Source organism: Armatimonas sp., from assembly GCF_964826245.1.
Window position 1 is genome coordinate 1 of record NZ_CBAYMC010000269.1, and the last position, 5,388, is coordinate 5,388.

Annotated in this window: 2 protein-coding genes; both read right to left on the bottom strand. The window is 58.6% G+C overall.

Features of this window, described 5'->3' with window-relative positions; all coding sequences use genetic code 11:
• Positions 1–212: 212 nt before the first annotated feature.
• A complete protein-coding gene (gene metH / locus AC1XOS_RS19275) occupies positions 213–3,851 on the bottom strand; it encodes a methionine synthase (protein WP_481963844.1) in 3,639 nt (1,212 codons plus the stop codon).
• A 12-nt stretch (positions 3,852–3,863) separates the two neighbouring features.
• Positions 3,864–5,388, bottom strand: a 1,525-nt coding sequence (locus AC1XOS_RS19280; RefSeq protein ID WP_481963845.1) for a protein-disulfide reductase DsbD family protein, incomplete at its 5' end; no start/stop codon positions are given.

Sequence of the window (5,388 nt, forward strand, 5' to 3'; positions counted from 1 at the left end):
CCCAATTCGTATCATGTCGATAGATTCGGGCTTGAGAGCTCACATCCCTCCTGATCCCGCCCCTAGGGAACCCACCGCGATTTGGGTTCGCCCTGCCATTACAGCTCGATAGCCATGAATCGGGCCTCCGAGCGGCTGGAGTCCACTACGCATCTCGACTCTCCTCCTACATTTCGATTCTAGGTTAGAAACAATGCAGAGAGCGAAATTTATTATTTTATGGCATCAGGTTCATAGCCAAGTGTGGGAGAGAGCCAGCGCTCGGCCTCTTCGAGGGTCCAGCCCTTGCGCTTGGCATAGTCGGCCACTTGATCACGATCAATCTTGCCTACGGCGAAGTAATCACTCTCGGGGTTGGCAAAGTACCAGCCCGAGACACTGCTCGCCGGGTACATCGCCATGCTCTCGGTGAGGCTCATGCCAATGCGATCCGGCAGGAGCATCGAGAAGAGCGTGACTTTCTCCGTGTGATCCGGGCAAGCGGGGTAGCCGGGCGCGGGACGAATCCCCTGGTACTCCTCTTTGATGAGCTGCTCACTGGTGAGGCTATCGCCAAAGCCCCACTCGGCACGAGCACGAGAGTGTAGCCACTCGGCAGAGGCCTCAGCGAATCTATCTGCGAGGGCTTCAAGCATAATGGCGCTGTAGTCGTCACCTTCGGCTTTGAACTTCTCCACACGCTCCGCCATCCCGATGCCTGCCGTGACCGCAAACGCGCCGATATGGTCACCCTCGGGTGCCAGAAAGTCGGTCAGACAGCGATTGGGCTCACCCACGCGTTTCTCGCTCTGCTGACGGAGGCTATGCAAAACCGTGCCATCGGCCAAAACAATATCATCACCATCTGGCACGGCAGGGAAGAAACCGTAGACGGCGCGAGCGGTGATCCACTTCTCGGAGACAACCTGATGGAGCATTACCTGGGCATCGTTGAAGAGCTTAAGAGCCTCGCTTCCCACGATCTCATCATCAAAGATCGCGGGAAACTTGCCGTGCAGCTCCCAGGAGATAAAGAACGGGGTCCAGTCAATGTACGTTGTCAGCTCGTCGAGTGGGATCTCATCCAGGACGCGCACGCCAGTGAAGCTCGGGGTGGATGGCGTGTAGGGCTTGGTCGCCGTCCACTTATTCTCTCGCGCTTTTTCCAGCGGCAGAAAGACCGTCTTCTGCTGGCGCTGGGCAAACTGGGCACGCGCCGCTTCCTGCATCGCGGTGTTCTCGGCCAGATAGGCCTCGCTCTCGGCCCCAATAAGATTTTGGAGCACCCCGACGGCTCGGCTGGCATCGAGCACATGAACGGTCTTAGCGTAGTACGGCGCGATTTTTACCGCCGTGTGCAGACGACTCGTCGTCGCGCCCCCGATGAGCAATGGAATGTCAAAGCCCTGACGCGTCATCTCTTTGGCGACATGAATCATCTCGTCCAGAGACGGCGTAATGAGGCCAGAGAGCCCGATCACATCCGCCCCAATCTCACGTGCTTTATCGAGGATCTTGTCGCAGGACACCATCACGCCCATGTCAATCACTTCGTAGTTGTTGCACGAGACGACAACCCCGACGATGTTCTTACCAATGTCGTGGACATCGCCCTTGACCGTCGCGATCAGCATCTTGCCCTGAGTACCCGTCGCATTCTGGGCTTTCTCGGCCTCTAAGTAAGGCGTTAAGACAGCCACGGAGCGCTTCATCACACGTGCGGACTTCACCACCTGCGGCAGGAACATCTTGCCCGCACCAAAGAGATCGCCCACGACATTCATGCCGTCCATGAGCGGCCCCTCAATGACTAAGAGCGGCCGCTTTATCTTCTCTAGCGCCTCCAGCGTGTCGGCCTCGATATAGTCCGTCAGGCCCTTGAGCAGCGCGTGCTGGAGCCGCTCTTCTACCGTGCCACTTCGCCAGGCATCGTCGGCCCCGGCGGCTTTCTTGCCCTTGCCTTTGACCGTCTCTGCGAGCGTGAGCAGGCGCTCGGTGGCATCGGGGCGGCGGTTGAAGATGACGTCCTCGACATGCTCCAGCAAGTCCTTGGGAATGTCTTCATAAACGGGAAGCTGACCCGCATTGACGATGCCCATGTCCATCCCTGCCTGAATGGCGTGGTAGAGAAACGCCGCGTGCATGGCTTCGCGCACCACGTTGTTACCCCGGAAGGAGAACGAGAGGTTGCTCACGCCGCCGCTCACTTTTGCGCCCGGAAGATTCGCCTTGATCCACTTAACGGTCGCGATAAAGTCCACGCCATAGTTGGCGTGCTCCTCCATCCCGGTTCCCACTACTAAGATATTTGGGTCGAAGATAATGTCCTCAGGCGGAAATCCAACGTTGTCGACTAACAATTTGTAGGCCAGCTCACAGACCTCGATGCGACGCTGGTAGGTATCGGCCTGGCCTAGCTCATCAAAGGCCATCACAACCACAGCAGCTCCGAAGCTACGCACCTGGCGGGCACGCTTCAGAAACTCCGCCTCGCCTTCTTTCAGGCTGATCGAGTTCGCAATGCTCTTGCCGACGCTGCACTTCAGGCCCGCCTCGACCACTTCCCAGCGCGACGAGTCGATCATCAGCGGGACTTTATTGATGCCCGGCTCCGCTTGAATGAGCTTTAAAAAGTGCGTCATGCAGGCTTCACGATCCAGCATTCCTTGGTCGTCGAAGCAGATATCGAGGACTTGCGCTCCGTTGTCCACTTGCTCTAAGGCCACGCTCAGCGCGTCCTCGAACTTTTCTTCCTGGATCAGCTTGAGGAACTTCGACGAGCCCGCGACATTGCAGCGCTCCCCGACATTGACAAAGTTAGTCTCTGGGCGCACCACAAACGGCATGGTTCCCGAAAGGCGCAGGTAAGTCTCGACGCTGGGAATCTCGCGTGGCGCAATTCCCTTGACGGCCTCGCCGATTGCCTTGATGTGCGCGGGAGAGTTACCACAGCAGCCCCCGACGATATTGATCAGCCCCGACTCAGCCCACTCGCGGAGCATCGGCCCCATGGTCTCAGGCGTCTCCGGAAAGCCCGTCTCCGAGAGGGCGTCGGGGAGGCCCGCGTTGGGGTAGGCGATGATGGGAATATCGGCGATCTCGGCGAGGCGTGCGAGAATCGGGCGCATCTCTTTTGGCCCCAGCGAGCAGTTGAGCCCGACGGCGGTGAGTGGAAAGTGGCGTATGGAGTACCAGAGCGCCTCGATGTCCTGGCCTGAGAGATTTCCCCCGGCGAGGTCCACAAAGCACGATGCCATCACGGGAATATCGCGATCTAGCTCGGTGAGTAGCGCGCCAATGGCAAAGAGCGCCGCTTTGAGGTTCAGCGTATCAAACGTCGTCTCGCAGAGCAGCACGTCCACGCCGCCCTCGACCAGTGCCCGCGCCTGCCGCCCGTAGGTCTCGACTAGCTCGTCCCAGGTGACGTTGCGATAGGCGGGTCGGTCCGCGTCCACCACCACCGACGCGCTACGGTTCAGTGGCCCAATGCTTCCCGCGACCCAGCGTGGCTTGCCGTCCTTGGCAATCGCGGCATCCACCACTTGCCGACAGATCCGCGCACCTTCGAGGCTCATCTCATCCGCCCAGTCCTGAAGGCCATAGTCCTCCTGGGAGATCGTGGTCGCCGTGAACGTATTGGTCTCGATCAGCTCTGCACCCGCGTCTACATAGGCCTGATGCGTCTCCGCGACAATCTGTGGTTGGGTGATATTTAAGAGATCGGGGTTGTTTTTAACATCCTTAGGGTGATCTTTGAAGCGCTCCCCCCGAAAATCGGCTTCCTCTAAGCCTTTTTTCTGGAGGAGAACCCCGTAGGAACCGTCAATGAGAAGAATACGCTGGGCAAGATGCGCCCTAAAATCGGCAGACATGCCGCTATTCTATCACCGGCGAGCAGTGGTTACCCCACCAGCATTCTTGAGCCACTCGGCCATCTTCACCGGATCTTTGGCGAGATTATAGTCCGCTTTTGCGATGAGATTCCCATCGGCATCAATCACGGCATAGAGAGGATTGACCAAGTTGTCAAAGAGCTTCAGCGCGAGATCCGCGTTGGCCTTACCCTCCGCCTGCGAAGCATACTTGCCCCCGTCGGTGTAGAGTCGCACCCGAACCAGCTTCTCTAGCTCCGTCTTCACCGCCACTTCGGGGAAGACGCGCGTCTCGACATCACGGCAGTTGGTACACGTGTGGCCCGTGAAGTCGATCACCAGGCGCTTGCCACTCTCACGAGCAATGGTCTTGGCTTTCTCCAGATCCCGCTCCCAATCCAGCTCGTTAACGCCCTTGTGGCTCCCAAACCCTGTGTGATCGGCAGGAGGGAGGAAGCCCGAGGTCAGAGGGTGCAGAGGACGACCCGATGTCCCGTAGAGGCTGTAGAGCGCTGCCGCGATAAAGAGCCCCGACCAGATGCGACGCGGCACTGTGGGCTTGTCCTGTGGCGTGTTGAAGCCCACGTAGAGCTTTCCGATCAGCCAGAGGCCACACCCAAAGAATCCCACCGTGTAGAGTGCCAGGCAGAAAGGCACCGTAAAGAGATTCCAGTCCCAGACAAGATCGGCGTTGGAGAAGAACTTGACAGCAGCCGCTAATTCTAAGAAGCCCATCACGCCTTTAATCGTCGTGAGCCAGTCGCCCGACTTGGGGAGTTTTTTCAGCAAGCTCGGAAAGAGCGCAAGCAGAAAGAACGGCAACGCAAGCGCCGTGGCAAAGACTCCCATCCCTAGAACCGCACGCCACGCATCTCCCCCCTTTGCGGCGAGCACCATCACGGTTCCTACAAACGGCGCAGCACAGGTGAAGCTGGCGATCACAAAGGTCAGCCCCAGCAAAAACACGCCCAGATAGCCGCCCGTCTTGCGGCCCGCTCCGGTGAGCTGCTGGACTTTACTAGGAAGCTTTAGCTCCACGACTTCGAGCAGTGCCAACCCAAACCCGATAAAGATCAGTCCAAAACCGACATTCACCATCGGATTGGCCGCAAAGCTTGTCGCTCCCGCCGCACCGACCGTAACGGCAGTAATAAAGCCAAAGATCACAAAACTGACGATAATCCCGATGCAGTAGAGACTCGCAAGCTGTAAGATCGTCCGATTCACCGCGGCGGGGCTCTCGCTGCCTTTAGCCGTCGCCACTTTGGTAAAGTAGGCAAACGTCACGGGGATCATCGGAAAGACACAGGGGGTAATGAGCGCCAGTAGCCCCGCTCCAAACGCCGTCAAGATAAACGCCAGCAAACCCGTCGGAGCGCTTTCGCCCCCCGTCGCGGAGCCGGAGGGGGTGGCGAGCCCCAGCGAGCCGGGGGAGGCAAACTCAGCGCGTACGGCTCCGGCTTCAACGGTTAGTGGCTCCAGTTTGATTTCTTCCGTGGTCGGGGGCAGGCACCCGGAATCATCGCATGCCTGGTAG